General features: G+C 51.7%; 18 protein-coding genes. 7 read left to right on the top strand and 11 right to left on the bottom strand.

Annotated features, from left to right (window positions below; genetic code table 11):
* Positions 1 to 89: 89 nt before the first annotated feature.
* The 3 genes from urtC to urtA all read right to left on the bottom strand — a co-directional run bounded on the left by urtC (position 90) and on the right by urtA (position 4,227).
* On the bottom strand, positions 90 to 1,172 hold the full coding sequence (gene urtC / locus L9P87_RS07165) for an urea ABC transporter permease subunit UrtC (protein ID WP_237444385.1): 1,083 nt from the start codon (positions 1,170 to 1,172) through the stop codon (positions 90 to 92).
* A gap of 53 nt (positions 1,173 to 1,225) precedes the next feature.
* Positions 1,226 to 2,881, bottom strand: a complete 1,656-nt coding sequence (gene urtB, locus L9P87_RS07160; protein ID WP_237443992.1) for an urea ABC transporter permease subunit UrtB — start codon at positions 2,879 to 2,881, stop codon at positions 1,226 to 1,228.
* Between the two features lie 119 nt (positions 2,882 to 3,000).
* Positions 3,001 to 4,227, bottom strand: coding sequence for an urea ABC transporter substrate-binding protein (gene urtA, locus L9P87_RS07155; protein ID WP_237444384.1), 1,227 nt, complete (start codon positions 4,225 to 4,227; stop codon positions 3,001 to 3,003).
* Positions 4,228 to 4,655: 428 nt separating this feature from the next.
* Here urtA and L9P87_RS07150 point away from each other — a divergent pair, with 428 nt between their 5' ends.
* Positions 4,656 to 5,633, top strand: a complete 978-nt coding sequence (locus L9P87_RS07150; RefSeq protein WP_237443991.1) for a SphA family protein — start codon at positions 4,656 to 4,658, stop codon at positions 5,631 to 5,633.
* Here the strand turns inward: L9P87_RS07150 and L9P87_RS07145 are convergent.
* On the bottom strand, positions 5,623 to 6,522 hold the full coding sequence (locus L9P87_RS07145) for a LysR family transcriptional regulator (protein ID WP_237443990.1): 900 nt from the start codon (positions 6,520 to 6,522) through the stop codon (positions 5,623 to 5,625). The two genes, L9P87_RS07150 and L9P87_RS07145, sit on opposite strands and share 11 nt — an antisense overlap.
* Before the next feature lie 148 nt (positions 6,523 to 6,670).
* On the opposite strand from L9P87_RS07145, the gene L9P87_RS07140 reads away from it, so the two are divergent.
* The 4 genes from L9P87_RS07140 to L9P87_RS07125 all read left to right on the top strand — a co-directional run bounded on the left by L9P87_RS07140 (position 6,671) and on the right by L9P87_RS07125 (position 11,718).
* Positions 6,671 to 7,390, top strand: a complete 720-nt coding sequence (locus tag L9P87_RS07140; protein WP_237443989.1) for an SDR family oxidoreductase — start codon at positions 6,671 to 6,673, stop codon at positions 7,388 to 7,390.
* A gap of 136 nt (positions 7,391 to 7,526) precedes the next feature.
* Positions 7,527 to 8,972, top strand: coding sequence for a catalase (locus tag L9P87_RS07135; RefSeq protein WP_237443988.1), 1,446 nt, complete (start codon positions 7,527 to 7,529; stop codon positions 8,970 to 8,972).
* A 154-nt stretch (positions 8,973 to 9,126) separates the two neighbouring features.
* Complete coding sequence (locus tag L9P87_RS07130) at positions 9,127 to 9,723, top strand: LemA family protein (protein ID WP_237443987.1); 597 nt, start codon at positions 9,127 to 9,129, stop codon at positions 9,721 to 9,723.
* A gap of 12 nt (positions 9,724 to 9,735) precedes the next feature.
* A complete protein-coding gene (locus tag L9P87_RS07125; RefSeq protein WP_237443986.1) occupies positions 9,736 to 11,718 on the top strand; it encodes a M48 family metallopeptidase in 1,983 nt (660 codons plus the stop codon).
* On the opposite strand, the gene L9P87_RS07120 is transcribed toward L9P87_RS07125, so the two are convergent.
* From L9P87_RS07120 to L9P87_RS07090, 7 genes are all read right to left on the bottom strand, one after another.
* Positions 11,715 to 12,233 carry a hypothetical protein gene (locus tag L9P87_RS07120; RefSeq protein ID WP_237443985.1) on the bottom strand — a complete coding sequence of 173 codons (519 nt, stop codon included), beginning with the start codon at positions 12,231 to 12,233 and terminating at the stop codon, positions 11,715 to 11,717. The genes L9P87_RS07125 and L9P87_RS07120 overlap by 4 nt on opposite strands.
* Positions 12,234 to 12,388: 155 nt before the next feature.
* Positions 12,389 to 14,089, bottom strand: coding sequence for a GMC family oxidoreductase (locus L9P87_RS07115; RefSeq protein ID WP_237443984.1), 1,701 nt, complete (start codon positions 14,087 to 14,089; stop codon positions 12,389 to 12,391).
* Positions 14,089 to 14,691, bottom strand: coding sequence for a gluconate 2-dehydrogenase subunit 3 family protein (locus tag L9P87_RS07110; RefSeq protein WP_237443983.1), 603 nt, complete (start codon positions 14,689 to 14,691; stop codon positions 14,089 to 14,091). The genes L9P87_RS07115 and L9P87_RS07110 overlap by 1 nt, the downstream gene beginning before the upstream one ends.
* A gap of 10 nt (positions 14,692 to 14,701) precedes the next feature.
* Positions 14,702 to 15,217, bottom strand: a complete 516-nt coding sequence (locus tag L9P87_RS07105; protein WP_237443982.1) for a thioredoxin family protein — start codon at positions 15,215 to 15,217, stop codon at positions 14,702 to 14,704.
* An 83-nt stretch (positions 15,218 to 15,300) separates the two neighbouring features.
* Positions 15,301 to 15,831 carry a hypothetical protein gene (locus tag L9P87_RS07100; protein WP_237443981.1) on the bottom strand — a complete coding sequence of 177 codons (531 nt, stop codon included), beginning with the start codon at positions 15,829 to 15,831 and terminating at the stop codon, positions 15,301 to 15,303.
* Positions 15,806 to 16,903 carry a TIGR03032 family protein gene (locus L9P87_RS07095; protein WP_237443980.1) on the bottom strand — a complete coding sequence of 366 codons (1,098 nt, stop codon included), beginning with the start codon at positions 16,901 to 16,903 and terminating at the stop codon, positions 15,806 to 15,808. Before L9P87_RS07095 ends, L9P87_RS07100 begins: the two co-directional genes overlap by 26 nt.
* Positions 16,904 to 17,013: 110 nt before the next feature.
* A complete protein-coding gene (locus tag L9P87_RS07090) occupies positions 17,014 to 22,650 on the bottom strand; it encodes an autotransporter outer membrane beta-barrel domain-containing protein (protein WP_237443979.1) in 5,637 nt (1,878 codons plus the stop codon).
* Between the two features lie 309 nt (positions 22,651 to 22,959).
* Between L9P87_RS07090 and L9P87_RS07085 the strand changes: the two genes are divergently transcribed.
* Both L9P87_RS07085 and L9P87_RS07080 read left to right on the top strand, forming a co-directional pair.
* On the top strand, positions 22,960 to 23,751 hold the full coding sequence (locus tag L9P87_RS07085; RefSeq protein ID WP_237443978.1) for a class I SAM-dependent methyltransferase: 792 nt from the start codon (positions 22,960 to 22,962) through the stop codon (positions 23,749 to 23,751).
* Positions 23,748 to 24,239, top strand: coding sequence for a hypothetical protein (locus L9P87_RS07080; protein WP_237443977.1), 492 nt, complete (start codon positions 23,748 to 23,750; stop codon positions 24,237 to 24,239). Before L9P87_RS07085 ends, L9P87_RS07080 begins: the two co-directional genes overlap by 4 nt.

Here is a 24,239-nt window from a genome sequence, read left to right as displayed (position 1 = left end):
TGAAATATCAATGATTGGCTCCTTCGGCTGTAAATAGGGCCACACTTGATCACGTTGCCAGGTTTCTCGGTGAGCCAGATTGCTAATTTTCATGAGGTGACCTCCTGGTTAAAGCCTTTACGCTGTTTAAAGGCGGCGTATTTTTCTTCGCAGAAGCCGGCAATTCCCTTGGGCAAAAAGACGGTTACCCAGACAAACAGTGCCCCGAGGGCAAACAGCCAGGCCTCCGGCATAATGGCGGTAAAGCGGGTCTTGGCATAGTTGACCAGAATAGCGCCAATAACCGCGCCATACAGCGTGCCTCTGCCGCCGACGGCAACCCAGACAACGACCTCGATTGAGTTAAGCGGTGAAAACTCGCCGGGGTTTATAATGCCTACCTGTGGTACATAAAGCGCACCGGCGGCGGCGGCGAGCAGCGAGGAGTAAACAAACAACCAAACCTTATAGCTCTCGGTCTTATAACCGATAAAGCGTGAGCGTGATTCGCTGTCGCGTATGGCAACAACAATCCGTCCGAGCTTCGAGCGCATAATAAATTGGCTGCATACATAGGCGAGCGCTAATAGGGTGGCGGTGATCACAAACAGACTGACACGGGTCCTGTCAGATTGTAGGTTAAAGCCAAGAATATCCTTGAAATCGGTTAAACCATTGTTGCCACCAAAGCCCATCTCGTTACGGAAGAAGGCCAGCATCAAGGCATAGGTCAGCGCCTGCGTCATAATCGACAGATAGACACCGGTGACTTTTGAACGAAATGCCAACCAGCCGAAGACGAAGGCCAGTATGGCCGGTATGGCTAACACGATGATCATGGCGAACCAGAATTGATCCATGCCCTGCCAATACCAGGGAATCGAATCCCAGTTTAAGAACACCATGAAATCAGGTAGTTCTGGGTTGCCATAGACGCCGCGGTCGCCGATCTGACGCATCAGATACATTCCCATGCCATAGCCGCCGAGGGCGAAAAATGCGCAGTGACCCAGACTCAAAATGCCACAGTAGCCCCAGACGATATCAACGGCGAGGGCCAGCAGGGCATAGCACAGATACTTGCCCAGTAGAGTAATAGTATAGGTGCTAACGTGCAGTGGTGACTCAGGTGGTAACAGTAGGTTGGCTGCGGCGGCCAGTAAGGTGGTGACGAACAATACGCCGACAAACATGGCCACGCCGCCTTCAGAGAAGCGAAATGCAGCAGCCTTGGATAATAATGAACTCATTCTGCCGCTCTCCCTTTCTGAGGAAATAATCCCTTTGGACGTTTTTGAATAAACAAGATAATAAATATCAAGACTAAGATGTTGGCCAGCACCGCACCGGTCAGCGGTTCCAGGAATTTATTGGTAACACCGAGGGAGAAGGCCGCAATTAAAGTGCCCAGTAAATTGCCAACACCACCGAACACCACCACCATGAAAGAGTCGATTATATAAGACTGGCCGAGGTTGGGTCCGACATTGGTCAGCTGGCTGAGAGCAACACCGGCAACGCCGGCAACACCAGAACCCAGGCCAAACGTCATGGCGTCAACACGCTCTGTTTTTATTCCCATCGACTTGGCCATGTCGCGGTTTTGCGAAACCGCACGCACATGCAAACCAAGATTGGTTTTTTTCAAAATAAATAACAGCGCCATAAAGACCAGCAGGGCGAAGGCGATAATATAGAGGCGGTTATAGGTTAGCGAAAAAACAGGATTGATAGCCAGCGAGCCGCTCATCCACTCCGGTGACACAACCTGTCTATTGAGTGGCGAGAAAATAGTGCGCACGGTCTGTTGTAGGATCAAACTGATACCAAAGGTGGCTAATAGGGTTTCTAATGGGCGACCATGGAGGTGGCGAATCACGGTTTTTTGGATTAATACACCGACACTGGCCGAGACTAAAAAGGCCGCGGGGACGGCAAACCACAGTGAGTATTCGATAAAATTTGGCATGATGAGCTGAATCACATACGTGGTGTAGGCGCCGAGCATAATCATCTCGCCATGGGCCATATTGATCACCCCCATGACGCCGAAGGTAATGGCCAACCCGATAGCGGCCAGCAGCAGCACAGAACCTAGGCTGAGACCAAAGAACAGCTTTTCTATAAAGGCGTAGAACTCAATTTCTTTGTCGATGGTTTGCAGTGCTGCGGCGGCAGCATTTTGTACGGCCTCGTTATATTGCGCTTTGTCTTGATTGTCTCTAACGGCTACTAACTGATTGCGAGCTGCCGGCTGCACGCTGCCCGATAAGCTGTCGATGGTAGCGATCAACGTGGTCTCATCGATCTCGTTGTCGAGGGTGTGAATAGCAATGGCAACGTCAAGCAAGTCGATAATGTCGCTGTTGGTCTCGCTGGTTTTTGCCTGTTTTATCAGGGCAATATTACCGTTATTGACATCGTTGAGTATGGCTGTCGCGGCGCTTAGACGAAGATTGACATCGCTGCCCAGCAGTGTCGCCTTGGCGATAACTGTACGCAGTTGCTTGCGCAGGCTGTTATTGACGCGAATTTTCTTGATCGATTTTTTGTCGAGGCCGGTCACCGCAGCGGCGGTAAAAACATCGTGATTAAGTCGCTCACCACTGCTTGTTTTTTCGCTGTGAAGCAGCTGCCCGGTAGCTTTGACATAATAGAGTTTGCCCTCTAATAGGGTTTGGTACAGTGGCAGCAAGGCAATATTGTCGTTGCCTGATAATTGCTCGACCAGGGTTGACGTCTGTTTCAGTTTCGCCGTGGTCAGCTGTTGCAACAAGCCTTGCTCGCTGCTGGTAATCGTTGATGGAAAAATCTGTTGGCTCTGTGCCATAGCGCTGTTGGCTATGTTGAACTGCACGAGTATGCCGAGTATGAAAGTGAATACAAACGTCGAAACACGCATCACAGTTTACCTCCCCGCTTGCGTGGTGAATAAGAAAAATCGCTTGAACATGCTAGAGGCTGTCAGGCGGCGATATCGCTACCTGACAGCAACTCATTGGGTGGAGCAAACAATGAGTATTACTGACCAGAACAGGTCTTGGTTTTTTCGTTGTAGTTACCGCAGTTGATTGGTGCTGTCCAATCTGAGATCAGATCTTTAGAACCGTCGAGATAGTTCGACCAAGCATCGCCGACAACCAGCTCTTCCGTTTCCCAGACAACCTCGAACTGACCGTCCTGCTGAATCTCACCGATAACTACTGGCTTCGATAGGTGGTGGTTCTTATTCATCACAGCAACACCGCCTGTTAGGTTGGGTGTCTGCATACCAATCATCGCAGCCTTGACCGCATCGACATCGGCGGTGCCGGCTTTTTCTACTGCCTTAGCCCACATGTTGAAGCCGATATAGGTCGCCTCCATCGGGTCGTTAGTCACGCGCTTAGGATCTTTGGTGAAAGATTTCCACTGCTCGATGAACTCGTCGTTGGCATCGCTCTCAACTGATTGGAAGTAGTTCCAGGCGGCTAAATGACCCACCAATGGCTTGGCATCGATACCAGAAAGCTCTTCTTCACCGACAGAGAAGGCAATAACAGGAATGTCCTCAGCTGAAATACCCTGGTTGGCCAGTTCCTTGTAAAACGGCACGTTAGCATCGCCATTAATCGTTGAAACCACGGCAGTCTTCTTACCCGCGCCGCCAAACTTCTTCACATCGGCAACAATACTCTGCCAATCAGAGTGACCAAAAGGGGTGTAGTTAACCATGATATCTTCCGGGGCAACACCTTTGGCGATTAAGTAAGACTCGAGAATCTTGTTAGTGGTACGCGGGTAGACATAGTCCGTACCAGCTAATACCCAACGCTGTACTTCTAGGTCATTCATCAAATAGTCAACGGCGGGAATGGCCTGCTGATTAGGTGCTGCGCCGGTGTAGAAAACATTATTAGAAGACTCTTCGCCCTCATACTGAACAGGGTAAAACATCAGGCCGTTAAGCTCTTCTAAGACTGGCAGGGCAGATTTACGCGATACCGATGTCCAGCAGCCGAAGATCACATCTACCTGTTCTTGGGTCAGTAGTTCACGGGTTTTTTCGGCAAACAGTGGCCAGTTTGAGGCGGGGTCAACCACCACCGGCTCCAGCTGCATGCCCAGTAGACCGCCTTTTTTGTTTTGTTCTTCAATCATCATTAGCACGGTGTCTTTCAGTGTGGTTTCACTGATGGCCATGGTGCCAGAAAGTGAGTGCAGGACACCGACTTTAATCGTATCTGCCGCCATTGCAGCCGACATCATCGTGGCGCTTAAGCTCAGTGCAATGCCTGAGACTATTGTTTTAATTTTCACAGTTCTTTTCCTTCATCGTGGGTTTGCCAGTCAATATTGAAGCCGTTGATCATGTTCGACTTTCTCTGTGATTTATTATGACTAACCGGGCCAGATACACCATGCGACAGACACCCCACCTGACTACGTCAAATGACGTAGTCGCTGAACAGTGCCGAAAGAATACAGCCAAAAAATACTGATAAGACAATTGTCGTAGATTGTAGAAAACAGCGTGGCAAGGCTTGTCGGCTGACTATAATCAGCTTCTAGCACTGTTTTTATGTGACGTCCGTCACATTTTTTCGATGGATGAAAACAGCTATCTCGCCAGGAATGCTGGTCCGCTGAATGGCAGCATTTTCTGTATTGGTTTGAACTCAGCGGAGGGTGTTTTGATGAAATTTATTGCTGCAGCAATCGTGTCAACAACCGCGATGTTATCCACCACCTCACCATTGCTGGCAGAGGAGGCCGGCACGGGGCACTATGTGCCGGGCCTGATTGCCTCGGCCGTGGATAAGGGGTCCGAGGCGACAGCGTTTACTGTCCGCGTTAACGGTATTTATTACAGTGGCGAAAATACCCAGAACATTGCCGTGCCGATGGCCGGCTTTAGTAATCTTGGTTATACCGTCTCCAATGTCGACCGTACCATGGAACGTGTGGATCTGGGGTTGGGGTGGCGCCCCGACTGGGGTGGCGATGGCCCTTGGAGCTATTCGATAGAGGCCATACTGCCGTATGTCTCATTAGATATCGAGGCCGATGTGAAGAATAATGGTGACGGCACCAGCCGGCGATACAAGGATTCAGACTCCGGCTTAGGCGATGTTATCTTTATTCCGGTGCACATGGTTTACGCCTCGGGCAGCCTGTGGAGTACCGATCTACGCTTTGCCATTTACGTGCCCACCGGTGATTTTGAAGAGGGCAAGGTGGCGAATGTCGGTAAAAATTATTGGACGGTCGAACCGACTATCGGTTTTATCTATCTTAACCCGCACACCGGCAACGAGTTTGATGTCTACCTCGGTGCTGACTTCAATAAGAAAAATATGGACACCGATTACCAGACTGGCACCCAGGTGCATCTGGAATCATCGTATATTAAACACCTCGATGTTTGGGATGGCACGCTCGGTTTGGGGGTGACGGGCTATTGGTATGAACAGGTGGAAAAAGACAGTGGTGATGCGGCCATTTATGGTGATTATAAAAGTATGACTGCCGGTGCCGGGCCGGTTGTTTCCTTCGACCATCAATTGAACAACCAGTGGGCACTGACCACTGAATTAAAATGGCTGCATGAGTTCGATACCACCAACAGGGCCGAGGGCGATTTTGTCTTTCTCAAAGGCTTGATCAAGTATTAGGTTGCTGGAATTCGTGACACAGAAAATCGATCAGCCGCTGTAATCGCAGCGGTTGATAGTGTTTTTGTGAATACAGTAAATACAGTGGCACCGATTGAATATGCCAATCATCAAAGACTTCAACCAATTGGCCGTCATCAATTTCGCGTTGGCAGTGCGGTTTAGGCAGCCGGATAATACCGAGGTGCTGAAGGGCCGCGGCAATCATAGCGTTGCCATTTTTACACTCGAATACCGGCGTTAAGGTGACCTCTTGTTTTTCTGTTTTTTTTTGATGGTAAAAACGCCACTGCTTTACCGTGCCGGTGATACAGCGGTGCTGGTCAAGCTGTGCCGGAGATGTCAGCACGGCGGCCTGGGCTAAGTACTGCGGGCTGGCAACGCAGGTGATTTCAATGTCGCACAGTTTTCTGGCAATCAGTGAGGAGTCTTGCAGGGCTCCCATGCGAATCACCAGGTCGACCTCTTGATTGATCAGGTCGACGCGGGGGCTGGTTAAGTCGAGTGACAGCCGAATGTCGGGGTATTGCTGTTGAAATTGGGCCAGCAGCGAGGCCACGATATTTTCACCAATGACGCCACCGACACAGTTGATGGCAATGTCGCCGGCTAATTGTTCGCTGTCTTCAAACACCGTATCAATCGCCTGTTCTATATCCTGCAAGCTGCGTTGGCAGCGTTGATAAAAGCGTTGACCGACGGCGGTTAAGCGCTGGCTACGGGTGGTGCGTACCAGTAACTGAGCACCGAGGTTGGCCTCGAGCTGATTGAGTTGGCGCGATAAGTGAGCTCTGGAGACCGATAGCTGTTCGGCCGCCTTGGTAAAGCTGCCGCACTGAGCAATGGTGACAAAGGCGCGAATATCGGCCAGCGGCAGTTGGCGTTCCATGGGTAGACCTATTCCGTAAATTGTTGCTTATAGCGTAACAGTGATGTTGATTGTAGGCCATATATCAACTATTCGGTTCTACCTATACTGTCAGTCAACAATTCGAGCTTAAGCCCTCGTATTACACCAACAGACAGAGAGAATGATCATGAAGAAACTTATCGTTATTACCGGTGCAAGCTCAGGTATTGGTGCCGCCATGGCACAGCAGTTTAGTGCTTTGGGTCACCCGTTATTGCTGTTGGCTCGCCGGGTTGAAAAGCTGCAGCAGCTGGGCTTGGAAAATGCCCTGTGTGAGGGGGTGGATGTCACCGACAGAGCCGCCGTCGATGCCGCCATTGCCAAGGCTGAAGCGCAATACGGCGATGTCGATTTAATGATTAATAATGCCGGTGTGATGTTACTGGGCCAGCTCGATCAGCAGCAACCTGCTGAGTGGCAACAGATGTTTGACGTTAACGTGGTCGGTCTGCTCAATGGCATGCAGGCGGTGCTGAGCAAGATGAAGGCCCGTAACAGCGGCACCATCATCAATATCAGTTCGGTGGCTGGTCGCAAGACCTTTGGTGATCATGCCGCATACTGCGGCACTAAATTTGCCGTCCACGCGATCAGCGAAAACCTCCGCGAGGAAGTGGCCGCCGATAATGTGCGAGTAATCACTATCGCCCCAGGGGCTGTAGAAACCGAGCTGCTGTCGCACACCACCTCAGAGTCGATTAAGAGTGGCTACGAGGATTGGAAGACTGGTATGGGGGGTGTTTTGGCCGCCGATGACATTGCCTCGGCTGCGGTTTATGCCTATCAGCAGCCGCAGAATGTCTGTATTCGCGAGATTGTGTTGGCGGCGACGAAACAGCAGCCATAAAGCATTCAATAGGCAATATCTATCGTTTCTATAGGGTCAATCGATTTCAACAATCGATGTGTTTTTCCTATGATGGGGGCAGTTAAAGAGATCGGCAATGGCCGGTCTCACACTCCACCATCAAAGGGGACGAACAATGAAAACAATATTAACCAGTGCCAATGGCGCCCCAGTGGCAGACGACAACAACAGCATCAGCGTCGGCAAGCGAGGGCCGTTAACCTATGACAACCATTACTTATTTGAAAAACTGGCCCACTTCAACCGCGAGCGACTCCCCGAGCGAGTGGTCCATGCGCGAGGTACTGGCGCTTACGGTTCGTTTGTATTAAGCAAAGACTTATCCGATCTTACCCTTGCCGATTTTTTACAGGACGTGGGTAAAAAGACGCGAGTCTTCGTCCGCTTCTCGACCGTCGGTGGCGGCCAGGACTCCAGCGATTATGCCCGTGACCCCCGTGGCTTCGCCGTTAAGTTTTATACCGAGCAGGGCAACTTCGACCTGGTGGGGAATAACACGCCGGTGTTCTTCTTAAACGACCCGATTAAATTCCCGGATTTTGTCCACTCGCAGAAGAAAGACCCGCGCACCAACCTGCCCAATCCGGCAAGAATGTTTGAGTTCTGGGCCAGTCACCCGCAGTCATTACATCAGTCGACTATTTTGATGAGCGACCGCGGCATCCCGGCCTCACTGCGTCATATGCATGGCTTTGGCTCGCACACACTGAGCTTTTACAATGCCGAGGGTGAGCGCTTTTGGGTAAAGTGGCACTTAAAGACCAACCAGGGCATTCAAACCCTGACCGATGCAGAGGCCGCTCAGCGTCCTGCCCACGGTGCCCAGCAAGACCTTGTCGAGGCCATCGACAGCGGTGACTTCCCGAGCTGGGCTGTAAAGCTGCAAATCATGCCCGATGCCGATGCCAAACATTACGGAATCAACCCGTTTGATCTCACCAAGGTGTGGCCGCACAGCGATTACCCGTTGGTCGAGGTCGGCCAGCTCGAGCTCAATGAAAATGTGAATAACTATTTTGCCGAAACCGAGCAGGCCGCCTTTGCCCCCAGCAACTTAGTGCCCGGCATCGGTGTGTCGCCGGATAAAATGCTGCAGGGACGATTATTGGCCTATCAGGATGCGCATCGCTTTCGTGTCGGCGCCAACGTCAATAATATTCCGGTCAATGCGCCAAAGTGCCCGGTGAATCACTATCAGCGTGATGGCGCCTTCGCCGGCACCTGTCCATATTCGAACGGTGCTAATCAGGATGAGCGGGTTAACTTCTATCCTAACGATCAAGCTGAGGCTGGCAGTCCGGTACCGGATGCAACCGTGATGGCTCCACCTATGCCGGTATTAGAAGACGCTTGGATTGGTTATCACGACCAGAGCGAAGAGGATTACTACAGTCAGGCGGGTGATTTGTATCGGTTAATGAGCGAGTCACAAAAACAGCAGTTGATTGGCAATATTGTCGGTGGTTTGTCACAGGCAACAGAGTCGGTACAGCAGCGCATGATTGCGCAGTATCAGCGCGCCGACGAGGACTACGGCCTGCGGATCAAAAACGCGCTGTAAGTTTCGGCACTAGTACGATAAAAAAAAACGGCGATTATTCGCCGTTTTTTTTGTTCAAAAAAGTATTATCGCCGTCACTGTTATCTTATGATGAATGGATTATGCTGGAGCAATCAAGCGCTACACAGCGCCACTAATGGAATGGGAAGAGATTATGAGTGTCACGACAATCGTAGTATTGGTCATTATTGCCGCACTGGCGTTTTACCTGGTCAGTATTTTTAATGCGCTGGTGACCTATAAAAATCGCTACCAAAACGCCTTTGCTCAGATCGATGTACAGCTCAAGCGTCGCTACGATTTAATTCCTAATTTGGTTGAAACCGCCAAGGCTTATATGAGCCACGAACGTGACACATTAGAGGCGGTAATCTCGGCCAGAAACGAGGCGTCATCGATGTTAAAAGCGGCGGCAGCAGACCCTTCAAACCCATCGGCTCTCGGAGGCTTGGCCGGTGCCGAAGGCGCGTTACAGTCTGCCATGGGCAAGCTCAATGTGGTGATGGAGGCTTACCCGGATTTAAAAGCCAATCAAAACATGATGCAGCTGACGGAAGAGCTCACCAGCACCGAAAACCGTGTCGCCTTTGCCCGCCAGGGTTTTAATGATGCGGTGATGAGCTTTAACAGTTATCGCCAGTCGTTCCCACAGATTGTGCTGGCGGCAAAGTTTGGTCACCCGACCGATGCCAAGCTGTTAGAGTTTGATGATGCCGAGGCGATTAAAGTTGCGCCTAAAGTCTCCTTTTAAAAAAACGTTGTTATGGATTTTTTTAGTCAACAAGACCAAGCCCGTCGACAAACGGGGCGGCTGGTACTGCTATTTTTAGTGGCGGTGACCTGCCTGATTGTACTCACCAATATTGGCGTCGCGCTGATCTTTGGTATGTTGCTTGGCCAAACTCAGGGCAGTGTCAGCGTCATCGATTACATCAACTGGCAAAGCTTCGGCAAGATCAGCCTGTTGGTGGTCGGAGTGATTGCCTGCGCCATTGTCTATAAATGGCTTCAGCTTGGCAGTGGCGGCAAGGCGGTGGCCGAATCCCTTGGTGGCCAACGCGTTGCGCCCAACAGTGACAACCATGGCCATCAACAACTGCTCAATGTGGTCGAGGAGATGGCGCTGGCGGCGAATATGCCGGTGCCGGCGGTATACCTGTTGGCCGATGAGCCGGGGGTCAACGCCTTTGCCGCCGGCAACACCCCGGCCGATGCGGTCATCGGCATTACCGACGGCGCCTTACAACTGTTCGACCGCGACCAGCTACAGGGGGTGATTGCCCATGAGTTCAGTCATATCTTAAACGGTGATATGCGGCTGAATATCCGCCTGATCGCGCTGCTACACGGTATTTTATTCATCGGCATGATCGGCGAATCGATGGTCTATGGTCGCTACCGCCGCCACCGTCGGGGCTATCACAGTCGTCGTCACTACCATTCGAGCAGCCGCAGTGACTCCGATAACAAGGGCGCTCAGATCGGCCTATTATTTATTGTTATTGGTTGGCTGGGGCGTTTTTTCGGCGGCATGATAAAAGCGGCGGTCAGCCGTCAGCGAGAGTTCCTGGCCGATGCCTCGGCGGTACAGTTTACCCGCAACCCCGATGGCATTGCCGATGCGCTGAAAATTATTGCCGGCCACGGTCAGGGCGCCAGTGTCGACAGCCCTAATGCCGAGCAGGCCAGCCATCTGTTCTTTGGTCAGGCACTGGCCAGGGCGCGGGGCATGTTTGCCACCCATCCGCCGTTGGATCAACGCATTCAACAGATACAGCCAGACTGGGACGGTCAATACCTCCGCCCCAAGCCCGCCGTTGAGCAGCCAGATGCCGTTGCGCCGCCATCTGCGGATCCACTGGCCACCGTCGTTGGGGCGGCGACTGCCGCGTCGGTGCTGAGTTCGGTGTCGGCGGCCAGCACTGCAGCTCACGACACGGTCGAGGGCCAGCGCGAGTCAACAGAGTTGGCCAGCCTGCGGCGGCAGCTGAGCGAGCCCTTCGGCGCCTGTGCCCTGGTGTTTGCCTTACTGCTCGATAGTGAGCAGGTGTTACAGCAGCGTCAGCTGAAAATCATTACCGATACCGGCATGCAGGGCTTGTCGCTGCAGAGCCTGCAGTTTAAACAGTGGTTGGATGAGACCGCCGATGTGCAGCGTTTGGCGCTGATCGACAGGGCCATGCCGGCATTAAAGTGTTTGTCTGAAAACCAATACCGGGCCTTTAACAAGGCGATGCTGTTGATGATTCGCAGCGATGGTGAATACACCCTGCTGGAATGGTGTCTGTTTCAGTTGGTCAGCCACTATATGGCCGGTGAATTTTCTCGTCCGCGGCAGAGTCGGCCCCGTTATAAAAAAGTGAACGAGGTGGCCGAGGAATATACCGTGCTGTTATCGGCGCTGGCGCACTTTGGTCGCGACAAGGTGAACGGTGACGAGGGCAATGACCAGAGCGGCGACGAGGCAGTAGAGGCGGCTTTTCAGCGCGGTGCCAATACTGCCGGCTTGTATAATATTGAACTGCAGCCGCTGGCGAGTTTTTCCATGGAGGGCTTTATCAAGGCGGCCAACCGACTGGTTAACTGCTACCCGTTACTCAAGCCGCGCTTAATCAAGGGGATGAAAGCCTGTGCCCTGAACGACGGTATCATCACCGCGCCAGAGCAAGAACTCATTGCGGCCATCGCCGCCATGCTGGATTGCCCGACAGCGGCGCTGCAGCTGGATGATTCGATGCCGTCTTAAGCGCTGGCCAGCGTGGGCTTATTATCCGCCGGTGCCAGTGCCAGGATAATCATCGGAATCACCATGATCGCTGCCATTAAACCGGCCCAGACGCCTTTGACGATGGCGTATTGGCTGCCGGTCATCTCGGTAATACCGGTTAGCATAAAGGGCAGGACAGATATCGGCGCGACGAGGACGATGCCGCAGAGGGCGAACATCAAACCCTGCTGCCACAGCTTCTGCGGGAACCTCATTAAGATGCGGTGTAGGCGGCTGGCCGGGTTCCACTCGGCGGCGATGATTTTGCCCTTACGCAGCTTGCTGCGGTTAAGAGGGATGATAATCACCGTCAGAATAAACAGTAAAATGGCGGCGGTGGCGGCCATGTCGATGGCAATACTGTGTTCCTGCCACAGGGTAATCGTCTCAATCTCTTTGAGTAGCATCCAGGCAATGACACCGTTAAAAAAGCTGTTGGTGACACCGTTGGTAATGACTTCTCGGGTGATGTGACTCTTTACGCTGTGTGACATGGAGGGCTCCGCTAAGTTTTTATTGACCTCTATCAATAATGCTTTACGACTGTAAAGTCACATTGATTCTTTGTCATCTTCTGGCCAGCGAGCTGCAGGCCGCCCCATGGTTACCCCGGCCCAATGTATAACAATCGTTCATCTAAGCATTAAGGTTACCCGAGCTGCTTGCCGATAATGTCGGCGACGCGAAAGGCATTGGCGTATATCGTCCAGGTATAAGGCACGCTGCCGCCAGTCGGCATAAAGCTGCCATCGCTGACGAAGACATTACCGCAGTCGTGGACGCGACAGTCCCGGTCGAGTACCGAGGTGGCGGGGTCGTCACCGAAGCGGCAACCGCCGGCCTGAAGGTTAGCCGGCGGTGAGCCACTGACACTGGAGCGCACATTCTGCGCCCCCATCTGCGTTAAGACCTTCTCGCCCTGCTGCGATAAATATTCGCCTACCTTCAAATCGTGGGGATGATAACCCAGTCTCACCTTGGCCACCGGCTGCCCCCATTGGTCGGTGTTGTCGCGATCGAGATCAACATAGCAATTATCCGTGGGCAGCCAATCATTAAACACTTCAAAATCGAAGGTGCGGGATTGAGTAAAGCTGTCGTGCAACGCCGTTTTTAACTCGCTGCCCCAGCGCAGGCTGTTGTTATCATCGAAACGAATGCGATTGGCGCGGGAGATGGCATTGGGATGGGCAAACAAGAAATCGATGGTGCCGCCCTTGGCCTTGCTGCCAAACTGTTTGTCGTCAATCTGATACCAGTCCTGCAAACCGCGGTTAACAAAGGGGCCTATCACTTTCAGTTGCTCGGCTTTGTTCTGTTCGAGTTGGTCATAATGGAAATCGCCGTGGCCGACGCCGCCGGCGGAGAACAGCAAGTTTTTTCCCACCTGGCCACTGTTGTTGCCGAGGCCGTCAGGGTGTTTTTCCCCGGTTGATAACAGCAGTAAACGGGCAGACTCAATGGCCTGACAGGCCACCACATAGATTTCGGCATAGGCAATTTGTTCGTTGCCACGGCGATCGTAATAATGCACGCCTTGAGCCTCACCCTTGCTGTCGGTGGCGATTTTAAAAACCTTGCTGTGCGGTCTTATTTCGCAGTTCCCCGTTGCTACTGCCGGGTCTAACAGTGCCGCTCTGGCGCTACCCTTGGCGCCGGTGGCACAGCCATAACTGCCGCAGTAGCCCGCATATTCACAGCTCTTACGATGTTCCTGCGGCACCGATAATACCGCCCGAGCGGTGCGCAGCGGGGTGAAGCCTAGCTGCTGACAACTGCTGTCAAACCAGCCGCTGATGGCGTGTTCAGCGGTTGGGGGAATGGGGAAGTCGGCCTCAGAACGTGGCTCTAAGAAACGGTGTTCAGCCACCTTGCCGCTGATACCAACACGATGCTCGGCCATGGCGTAATAGGGTTCCATCTCCTGGTAGTCGATGGGCCAGTCGACCACGTTGGCGCCGTCGATGGCGCCATACTCAGTCTTTAATCGAAAGTCAGTGGGTTTTAACCGATAGAAAAATCCGCTCATGAAATTGGAGGAACCGCCGACGGTATTGCCGTTCCAAAAACTCCAGCCAGACTGCTTGGTAGTTTCACTGCGCCAACTGCCGTCAGTGTATTCCTCTTCCAAGCTGTGAAACTCGTTTTTTAATTGTGGCGTATAGACGCTGCGTCGGGTCGCTGCCATCTCATCTTTGAAATAGTCATCCTCGCTATACCAGGGGCCTTTTTCTAACACCAAGACTTTCTTACCCTGTTCACTCAGACGAAGGGCAACCGGGCCGGCACCGGCACCGCTGCCAATGATGATGGCATCGAAGGATTGTTCTGTTTGTATCGTCTTGGTCATTAGCTACGGCGCTCCAAGTTAAACCATAGTTTTTGCTCTGACGGCTGCGGGAAACCGCCGCTGTGTTGTAGCCACTGCCAGCCTATTTGATCGATATTCGAGCCATAGCCCGGTGACGACAACAAGGCCTCAAACAGATAGCGGACGTGCATTGATAGCCAGTTCTCCCCCGCCCTAGACTTGGCAACCGTGGTGAGTAATAGACGCTGTTGCTCGTTGTTGAGTGCCGAGAAATGTTGTTGATGAGATTGCATGGCAACGTCGTTGACCCAGTTAACGCCATTGAAAATAAAGGCTTTTGAATCGGTATCTAACTGGGGCTGTTCGCTGACTGCGCGCAGATAAGCCAGGGCGTTGATCTCGCTGGCGCCGGGGCCATTACCATCGTTGGGTAACACTAACTGCTGTACCAGCCCGAGGGTGAGCCACGGGTCTTTATCGCGTTCCTCAACCAGCGCCTCAGCCGCTTGGTTGATTGCCGAGGCCGAGACGGGAACGAGTATGCTGGCACCGGCGAGGCCTTGAACAAAGTGGCGACGACTGATACCACCGTTCAACTTTTGCGGTTCAGCGGCGGTGGGGGCGAGAAAAGGGTTGTTCATCTTCAGCAGCCTATTGCGATGCGGTGCGTTGGGCGACGGCATCGATAAAATTAACAATACGTTGGTCAACAAATTCGCCATCGGCGACAAAGTCAGTTGGGGTTTGGGACAGAAAAACTTTCCCCTGACTGTCGGCGACAAAGAAGTGAGGATAGCCGGTAAACGGCGGCAGCCCTTTAATGAATTCGGCGTTGTCGTTTTCATCGTCGACGCTGACCTTGAGCACCACGAATTGTTGGTAAAAAGCCTGATTGAGTTCGCGGTTCTTCTTCAGCGTGGCGTCGAACTTATAACACCAGCCGCACCAGCTACCGCCCACCTCAATAAAGACGTTTTTATTCTCTGCATGGGCGAGGGCAATAGCCTTGTTGGCATCATCGAAGGGGTTTCGTTTGGGCGAATACTCTGTGCTATAGGCCGGTAGCATTACTTCGGCGGCGGTCTCTGTGGCATGACTAATACTGGCGTTAAAGCACAGGCCAATCGGCAATAGTAGTGTCATCAGTGCGTTGCGCATTTTGATCATTGTCTTCCACCTTAACATCAATGTTTGTTAATTTGAGTGTGTCGGCGATGATTAAGTTCCCGGTAGTGAACAGATAAGCGGATTTAATCAAATACCGTGGCACATCCTTGATAATCATTCATCACCTCATTCCAGCGACGAACATCGTTGGCGCGGCGCCAGCGAGTGTGGAAAAACTCCATCATACAGGGACCGTTATGGGTGACGATAATCATTGTGTCGCGCTCTTTTACCGCCTCGTAGGGTGGATACTCGCTGCGCGTTCCCCAGGTTAAACCGCCCTCTTGCTCGGCGCTGCTCAGCCAAAATTGGTCCGTCTCAAGCCACTGTTGTTGCATGCTGTCCCAGGCCTGATTGATATTGTTGGGGTTGCTGTCCCCATGTTCTATGGTGGCTGCCTTGTCGGCACTGTGGCAGGGCAGTGAGATCAGCCCTGCGATGAGCGCGAAAAGAAAGGCGGTAAGGTGTTTTTTTCGGCGGGTAAGCATTGGCATCTGGGCGGCCTCCTTGGCGGCTGAAGAGAGTCTCCGACAGAAACAATAGCGTTGATTGTTGCTGCCGGCTACGCGGGGTTCAGTGGCAATATTTTTATAGCTGACGGTTATCCTCTCCAACCTGTATCCAGCGTCGCACCTCTTTACCCTGCAGTCCAACAAGCATTGGTGATTGCGTATTTTCGATCAGACCGACATCATAAATCTCTTCCACCGAGCCGGTAATCGTCAGCCGATGCTCTACCTCGCCGCTGTTGAGGTTGATGATATAGACGCCGCATTCGGGTTCGCAGTCACGCTGCTTTAACTGTTCGTCGAGGGGAAGGTCTTGAAAGGTCTTGTGTCGAGGCTTGGATATACCCACCAGGGCAAAGCCGCCAAAAAAGCGTAAACCGCGGGTAAAGCCTGGGCACCAGGTCACCTTGATAAACTCACCGCTGTCGATATCAACGTAACCAAACCAGCCTGTACCAGCCTCTAAAATCCATAGCTTGCCCTGATAAAGACGGGGAGAGTGCGGCATTGACAGGCCGCTGCACACTACCGCATTGGTGCGTGTATCGATAATCATGCCGCCGTCGACGCGGTGATCGCGCCAGCCCTGAGCCGTATTGGAGGCGCCGACGACTGAGGCATAGGCCAGTTCGCCATCTTCCATGCAAAAACCATTGAGATGGCAGCGGTCTTCACCGCTGATGTCACTGATAAACTCAGGCTTCCAAAGCGGGGTAAAACAGCCGCTGTCATCGATGGTGGCAATACAGTTATAGAGAGTAATGGCGGCGAGCATTCTGCCGTCTTTGTCATAGGCAAAGTCATGGGTATCGACGGCGCCGGTGACGTGGCAGGCTCGGGGTAAAAATATCTTATCCCACTGTTCGTATTGATGGCCTGGTTTGAGGCCGTTTTCAAACCGCCAAATTTGGTATTCGGTACTCAATAGCAGCCCATTGTCGGTCGGCCACATGGCCATGGCGCGGCCAAAATTTCGCTCTGAAACAGTCAGATGGCCACGGTTGGGGCCTGCCAGTATTAATTTACCAGCGGTATAGGTGGTAAAGGCCAGGGCGACGTTAAGCTGAGTCATCCAGCTGATCATGCCCTTTGAAAAGGTCAGGTGAAAAGGGTTGTTGATCTCATCTTGAACATCATCGCCAACAATGCGGGCGGAGGTCGATGCGTCTTGTTTCATAGCGCTTATCTCAATTTTTTAACCAATATAGCGAAAAAAAAGGCCGGCTCATAGAGCCAGCCATCTTACAGTTTACAGTGGCGGTTTATATCGCTACTGCCTGCGTCGGTTTAAAACGCGTAATGGTATTTAGCCATCAGTGAGTTAGACGAGAAGTCTCCATTGCCGAAGTACTGATAATCTAAGCGCAGACTGTGTTGGTCGTTCATATCCCAGTCGACACCTGCAGTGGTGGTAAAGCTGGTTTGATCGGGCTCCTCACCTTCAACAACAAAGCCTGGACCACCGGCAATAAAGCGGCTGCTCATCTGCACATTATCGCCCTTGGTGTCATAGTAGATGCCGGCATCCAGGTGCGGAGTGAATAGACCGTATTGAGTATCGTAGGCTTTTGCCAGGTTGAGACCGGCACCAAACTCGACGACATCATAAGACTGGCTATCAACTTCGAGAGCGGCGAAGGTGCCGCCCTGCTCTTGATATCCGTCGACGCTCATGTAGTTGTATCGGAATTCACCGCGTGGGCTTAAGACGATGCCATTATTGAAGCCAAAGTCGTGGCCCACTTGGGCGCGTATTGAGAAGCTATCGCTGTCATAGCTCGAGCTTAACTGTTCAGAGGCAACACGGCGCTCGTCATCATTGGATGCCAGACCATAGCTGATGACAGCATTGGCAAACCAGTCTTGATGCTGATACTGCCCGTAAGCCAGTAGTGAGACATAATCACTCTCGAGGCTTTGGCCGGCGGTGTGCCCATCAACCTCGGTTTCGGAGTAGGTAATACCGGCACCGATGGTGAGGTTGTCGTTCAGGTCGCGACCATAGCCTAGAGCAATCGCCGTGGTGTCAGAGTCAAACCCTGGGTTCTCGCCATTGCGATCCTGTTCGCCTTTGCTGTAGAGGCCCTGTACCCATAAGCCGTTGCGAACAGAGGCCTCGTCACCGGAGTTAAGGCCTGTGCTGCCGGCCAGTTGACGCTGGATATAATTACCGACGACGCGATCTGACTCGCTCAGGGCGGCGATGTTATCACCGTTGGCAGAGTCAATTAATTGATCCCAGTGATTGGCCTGATTCACTTCAATAAGGAAGTCATACAGTCCCTGTGGTGCAGCAACGCTGGCTGAGGACACAGACACTGCGGATTGTACTTGGGCATCAGCGGAAGGCTCTATTTCACTGAGGTATTCCACTAGGCGGCTGCGCAGGGCATTGGCGGCGAGTTTACCGTTGTTGGTATTGGCGTACTGACTGAAGTCAGCTACCTCGAAGCTAACGGCCAGGGTATTATCGCCAAAACTATCGGACCAGACTGCATCGAGCAGTGCGAAGCCATCGACCAGTGCCAAGTTGTCCTGCGTAGCATCGAGTTCACCGGCTTCTAAGACGAGGTATTCGTTGAAGAAGTAGGAAAGACTAAAGCCAGTAAATTCGACATCGACAGTTGCGCCATCGGCCAGTGCGGCTGTTTGTGCTACCTGGAAGTTGGCTTCAGTCGGCACGGTATCGGCAGACAACGATGAAGAGATAGTACCGTCGGCGGTTACCGTCAGTTCATCAACCTCAGCAGTGCCCTGTTGGAAGCCTGAAACCGTCAACTGTTGAGCAATGGTGTGGCCGCTGATGAAGCCGCTGTTGTTCACGGTGTCGATATTGATCAAGCCGTAAATAGTACCGGCGTTGTTCAAACTACCGCTGGCGAAGACCGCTGTCGGTGCGTTGATGGCACTGTCGGCATCGAGGTTGATGGTGAGGTCACCGGCACCGTAGTAGGTTTCGTAATCGCCGATGACATCCGGTGTGCCGTAGATACCAAAGGCTTGGCCATTGGTGGCCGAGGCGGTTAGCGTGGTGCCAGAGAGGCTGATGGTGGCATCGCCACTCTCAACCAGAATGGCCGAGGCCATCGCCTGTTGTTCTTCGTTAGTGCTGCTAGTGCTGGCGCTGGCATCAATGGAAGACGATGTTAAGTCGATGACACTATTGGTGCTGTTAACGACAATACCATAGGCCTCTGTGGTGAACTCGGCAGTATTGTTTGCTGATGTGCTGGATGTGGCGGCAACAATAATATCGGCGTTATCGAGGTTGATGTTGATGCTCTCACGATCCCACTGGTTGCTACTCTCGGCACGAATACCGTCGGCACTGGCCGTCACTTCATTAAAGACGTTGCTGTCGATGGTGGCCTCGGCAGCAATATTAATCGTCGTGTCGCTCAGGGTTAGATTGATACTGCTGGTAGTGTCAATATCGCCCTCGCCATAGGTATAGGTGTAGGCATCGACATCGATACCATCGACGGTAGCGGTCACATAACTGTTGTCGGTGCCGCCGGCGCTGCGTGCGCTGGCATTAGCGGTTGCGGTGACATTATTGAGCGAGATAACCGCCTCGGAGCTGGCGTATTTTCCATCGGCATCAAACTCGATGATATCAATATTGGCATCGCTTTCGCCATTGCCGCCCTTGTCATTGATCGTTGCAGTGGCGTTTAAAGTCGTGTCACTGATTGTTAATTCTGCACGGCTGCGTTCACTGCCGTCGGCTAGCTCGCTTCGGCTGTCGGCACTGATATCGATCAGCTCGATATCACTATTACCATAGCCTTCGTTGTAATCATCTTCAGTGGGCTCAGCAGATTTAAACACAACCGCTGTATTGGCGTTGATTTCGCTATTGGTAATAGTGACATTGACATCAGTATTACCGTAAGAGTCTGCCCTGATATCGACGGGCTCCGCTTCTGCATCAGCATATTGGCCGGCGCTGTCGATGGTGACGCTATCGTTTATCGTGGTTTGGTCGATGGTGACTTTAACGGTATTCGATATCCGCCCCTCGGCTTGTATATCGAGGCTGGCAGCGTCAGCTGTGTTTTCACTGTAGTTATATTCACCCTCCGCAACCTCGCGTCCGGTGCTGGTGGTATTGATCAGGGTCGAGAGCTGGCTGTTGTTGATTGACACCGTGGTGGCGTTGGCGCCATCGCCGTTGTCACCGTCAGCGTAGCTTTCGATATACATGCCCTTTAGGCTGTTCTCAGCGTAACTGTTGCTGACCGAACCTAATGCGATGTCCGAGCTGAGTGCGATGGTGCTGTTGTTCAAGGTGACGGTCGACGTGTTGAGGTCGCCATCGGCATCGAAACTAGCTACAACACCTTCGGCGTAATGACTGACGTCGATATAATTGCCGCCGTCAATAGTCATTGCACTATCGATTGTTATTTGGCTATCCGTCAGGCTGACGATACTGTCATTATTGTAATTGCCATCAGTATCAACATCGACAGCCGTGATATAGGTCTCAACATCGGTGTAGTTACCTGCGCCAATAGTATGGCTGGTCGATTGGCTGATCGAGCTGTTGTCTAGAGAGACGGTGGTGGTAGAGGTAACATCGTTAGCGGTTTCAGCATAGTTGCCGGTATCGACGTCGATCGCTCGCAGGAAGATATCACTGTTATTTTCATCGCCACTGCCTAACGTGTGCTGAGCAGATTGTGCTATCGCACTATTGCTCAATGAGACGGTGTTGGCAGCCTCTAACAGATTTTCTTCACCTCTGACAAAAACGGCTTCAAAGTCGATTGCGTCATGGTCGCTTTCTAAATCAGTATCGGTTGTGTTGGCACCGGTGGTCAGTGTGCTTGCTTGAATGATATCGCTGTTGTTGAGTTCGACCAGATGGATGAAATCGCCACCTTCCGAATAGTTGAAACTGTTAATACCCTCCGAATCGGCATCTAAGTCAAGGTCTTCACCACTGCCTGTGGTGAGATTAGCCGTTTGCTCGATAACGCTATCGTTCAGGCTGACTACGACGAAACTATCGCCATAACCACTTGAGAAGCCGAAGTTATTGATTGCGTCTTGACGGCTATCCAGATCGATATCATTACCATCGGCAGCGGTGATCGTTGTTTGCTGCTGAATCTTGCTGTCGGCGTTGAGGTTGACAATGCTGGCTGAATTACCATATTTAGACGTGGCGCTAGAAAATATTGCCTGTAAATTGCTGTCGGCGTCGAGTTCATCACCCTGGCCGAGTGTTAGAGTGCTTGTCTGTATGACTGATGCGGTATTGAGCTCAACCATGGATTGGGTAGATGTTGCTGTTTCGTCGCTAACACCCTCACCGTAATTGTTACTGTATTTGCTGTTGCTATAGATGCCACCCAGGTGAACGTCTTGCTCGGCATCGTCGCCGCCGTTATTACTGAGTACTGCTGTTTGCTCGATCGAGCTATTGTTGAGTTTCGTCACTGCGCTGACAACAGGGGAGTTTGATTGGGGCTGAACTGTTATCGCTTCGGCATAGCTGCTTAATTCACTATTATCACCACTGCCAGCGGTGAGTTTGCTTTGCTGAGAGATCAGACTGTTATTCAGCGTGATCGTGTTAATGCCATTAGTGCTGACATAGCCACCAGGGCCACCCTTGCCGGCGTACTCGCTATATCCATCGACGATAATGGCCGAAGACTCACTGTAAAGCTCGTTGCTGTCGCCGTCACCGGTGCTGAGATTGGTTTGTTGTGTCAGGTCGCTGTTGTTGAGGGTGACACTGTTGCTGGTAACCGCTTCGGTACCAGAATAATTACTGCTCTCGAGTTCAATTGCGCCGTTAGATGCATTAACGTTGGTATTGCTGACGCTGCCGGCAGAAACCGTAATGCGCTGGTCAATAGCGCTGTCGCTCAGAGTGACAGTATTCTTATTATCACCGCTTTCGCTATATTTTGTGTTGCTTACAATATCGATACCGTCTTGATCGATATTGATATTGGTGCTTTCACCAGTCAGGGGGGTGACTGTTGTATTTTGGTTGATCGTGCTGCCACTCAAGGTGGTAGTATTGTTGGCCTCCCCTGACTCCGAATAAGAACGTTGGTGCACCGCAGTGGCACTAGCGTAAATGGTATCGGATGTTGTGTTCTCTGTGTTCTCTGTGTTCTCTGTGTTGAGCGTGCTGTTGGTCAGAGTAACGGTGTTAGTACTGTTCTCATATTTGCTTTCGCTGCTAATATCAATGACGCCGGTACTGGTGCGAGCAGAACCACCTTCCTTACTGACAGCAGACGCAGAAACTGTCAGTGTGCTGTCGTTGATATTCACTTGGTTACTACTACTGCTGTCGTAGTTGCTATAGTTTCGGCTGTCTATTGCCTTGCTCTCAGCATAGCTAAAACCATTGGCTGAGGCGTCGCTGTCGACATTAATAGTAGCGCCGCTTAACTCGATAGTTGTACGAGCATCATCTCCGCCTTTACCTGAGTAGTTATCCGCATCTATGCCCTTGCTATAACTGTGTGCCGAATATTTTTCGGCATATGCGGCGCCATCAGCATCGGCGGCACTGGCACTGCTACTAATTGATGAGCCGTTGTTCAGGGTGACGGTAACATCTCCTCCGCCATCGAGTGATTCCGCATAGACGGCCGTTGAACGGGCGGTTCTGTTTGTCGGTAGCGCACCTTTGCCATAAGCACCGTTAGCGGTGGCACTGGTGGTCACCGAGCTGCTATTACCGAGCGTGACTTCAATACCCGCGTCGTCTTGGCCACCAAAATTATCAGGAGAGAGCACCTCAACCGTATCGCTGCCGACTTGAACTTCAGTAAAGCTATCACCGTCCGCCAATGAGACTGTAGTGAAAGGCGCGGCCAGTGCACCCTGAGCTAATAACGCTTGTGAAATAGCAATGGGGATTAACTTCGATTTGAACGGAAGAGACGACATAGAAAACCTTTTCTTATGGTGATCAGTTTTTTAATAGCGACCAAATAACCTGAGACATAGACGCTGAGATAAAGGGTTAGCTCTAATGAAAAGACTTAGTTTTGTATTGATTGTTATGCAAGTATTTTCATATAGGTATAATTACTTATGGGCGATATTAACATGGATCAATTTTTCGGGCTATATGTGTCGTGCTTCACACTAAATAAATATTGTTAAAGTAAGAAAGTGATTGCTTTCGGTCAGCAATAAAGTCGAAGATTGCCTATCAAACACCAGCGCACAATAATTTTTAAAAGGTAACACTCTGTGAATCGGTTAGATTACCAGCAGATTTTTGATGTCAGAGGCGAGTCGTATAACCGTGCTTGTATCGAGCACCCCCAGGCAAGGGAAGAGGAGCGGCAGCAATTAATACGCCGGTTACACCTGCCTGCAGATGGCGTATTTTGCGATGCACCAGCCGGTGGCGGTTACCTATCCGATGGCGTCAACCAGCAGCGGGGTGATATCACGGTTTACTGCATTGAGCCCTCGACCCAGTTCAGCGAACAGATCAACCCAGGCTTTAACGTTTTACATAACCAGCTTGATAGCATCCAGTTGCCGGGTCGGAGCCTCGATGCACTGGGAAGCCTGGCCGGTTTACATCATATTGTTGATCGCCGGCCAGTATTTAAGACTTGGCAGCAATTATTAAAGCCCGATGGTGTGCTGGCGGTGGCTGATGTTGAACTGGGCTCTGATGTGGGCAAGTTTCTCAATGGTTTTGTCGACCGCTACACCCCGGATGGTCACGATGGTTACTTTTTCCGTGATGGAGAGTTTTCAGAGTTGATGTTGCATCAGGGTTTGATCGATGTAGAGGAATGCTTTGAGCCGCTACATTGGCAGTTCAACAACCAGCGAGAGGCGGCCAGCTTTTGTCGTGATTTGTTTTTCTTGCAGGGTATCTCTCTGCAAGATATTGCCCTGGCGTTAGAACAAGAACTGGGTTTATGCCGAGCCTTGGAGAGCGATGAGTGGTTGTTGCCCTGGGGGTTGAGATATGCCCGTGGATGCAAACCAGCAGACGATGACACAATAGGAGTAGGCCAATGACTGAGCAGTATCAAATAATTGACAGCCGCACCGGTCTTACCGAACAGCAGCAACAGCAGGTGTTAGCGATGTGGCAGCAGGGCAGGGCTTTGCCGAGCACTGTCGATGCGCAACAGCGTCTAAAGCAAGTGGCTCAGCTTGCCTATGATGGGCAGGGTGAGTTGGCGGGGATTTACACCAGTTACCCACAGGTGAACTCGCAATTGGGTAAATCCTTCTACCATATTCGTTCCTTTGTCAGGCCCGAGCATCGGTTATCGTATCTCTCACTGAAGATGTTTCACAAATTATTAGCATCGTTAGAGCAAGATTTTGTAACCGGTAAAGACCAAAGCTGCATTGGAATGATTGCCGAGGTTGAAAACCCCGGATTAAAATCACATTTAAATCAGGCGGTATGGAAGCCAGCGCCATTTGTTTACATCGGTGATAATGCCCAGCAACAGAAGGTATATGTCTATTATTTTCCCGGCGCGGTAATAGATTGA

Source organism: Sinobacterium norvegicum, from assembly GCF_923077115.1.
Taxonomy (GTDB): Bacteria; Pseudomonadota; Gammaproteobacteria; order Pseudomonadales; family Sinobacteriaceae; genus Sinobacterium; species Sinobacterium norvegicum.
This window is presented reverse-complemented; position numbering and strand designations above follow the sequence as displayed.